Source organism: Methylibium sp. Root1272, assembly GCF_001425905.1.
Taxonomy (GTDB): Bacteria; Pseudomonadota; Gammaproteobacteria; order Burkholderiales; family Burkholderiaceae_C; genus Methylibium.
The window spans coordinates 1-1,307 of record NZ_LMDY01000011.1 but is presented as its reverse complement, the minus strand read 5'-3'; the positions used below and the strand labels follow the sequence as shown (position 1 = coordinate 1,307).

1 protein-coding gene is annotated in these 1,307 nt (G+C 67.1%); it reads right to left on the bottom strand.

Going from position 1 to position 1,307, the window contains the following annotated elements:
* The coding region (locus ASC67_RS05790; RefSeq protein ID WP_235566234.1) for a condensation domain-containing protein at positions 1-1,307 on the bottom strand (1,307 nt) is incomplete at both ends.

The following is a 1,307-nucleotide window of genomic DNA, read 5'->3' as shown; positions in this document are numbered from 1 at the left end:
ATGCGGTCGGCTCGGCCTCTCCCGGTCCACCGGCAGCCTCAGCTCCTCCACTCCCCCAAGTCGCACCCGCCAGTAACTCAGGTCAGCGGCCGCAGCGTCACGGTGCTCCTGCTCCTGCTGCCACAGCACATAGTCGGCGAACTGGACGGGAAGCCGCTCAACGACAAGCGTCTCACCCCGGAGCCCGGCGGCATAGAAGCGTTCCAGTTCACGCATCAGCACCGCCACGGACCAGCCGTCCGAGACGATGTGGTGCATGACGATCAGCAGCGCATGGTCGTCTTCCGCGATGCGCACGAGATGCACCCGCAGCAGCGAATCACCATCGAGCCGCATCGGCTGCGCGACGAGGTCCTGGAGGCATTCGCTCAGCCGTGCCTGCAGCGACGCGTCGCCACCCTGTGCGCCCTCGTCATACAGTGCTTGAGTCCGGATCGCGACCGATACCGTCGAGCTGATGCGCTGCAGCGGCTGGCCATCTTCATCCTCGATGAAGCCCGTTCTCAGGCTCTCGTGCCGGTCGACCACCGCTTGCAGTGCGGCTTGCAAGGCCTCGACGTGCAGCCGCCCGCGAAGGCGCAGCGCGTGCGAGATGTGATATGCCTCGCTCGCCCCCTGCAGACGGTCAAGGAACCACAGGCCCTTCTGCGCGCCCGACAGCGGCAGGCGTGCCGGCCGCTCGGCGCGCCACCACGGCATGGCGCGGGCGTGATCGACCCGCGCGCCCTCGGACTGCAGCCGCTTGGCCAGCTTCGAAAGAACAGGCGCCTCGAACAGCACATTGACCGACGCCTTGACGCCCAGGAGCCGGCGCGCACGCGCCATCATCTGAGACGCGAGCAGAGAATCCCCGCCCAGTTCGAAGAAGTGATCCTGGGATTCGATCCGATCCAGGTTCAGCACCTCGCACCAGACCCGTGCCAGCAGACGCTCCAGTGGATCGTCGGGCAGGTCGTCGCCGCGTTGCCCAGACGAGCGATCGCGCGCGGACAACGCCAGCAACGCGGCCCGGTCGATCTTGCCGTTCGGGGTGAGGGGGAAGGCGGCCAGCACCGTCATGGCAGAAGGCAGCATGTGTTCTGGCAAGCGCTGCTTCAACTGGTCGCGGACCGCCTCGGTGCGCACGCCCTCGCCGACGAGATAGGCCACCAGCCGGGGATGGCCGGGACTGAGCTCCTGCAGCACAGCCAGAGACTCCCTGACGCCGTGGCAATCGTTGAGTGCACACTGGATCTCGTCGAGCTCGATGCGGAAGCCGCGCAGCTTGACCTGGTGATCCACCCGCCCCATGAACTCCAGCGTCCCCT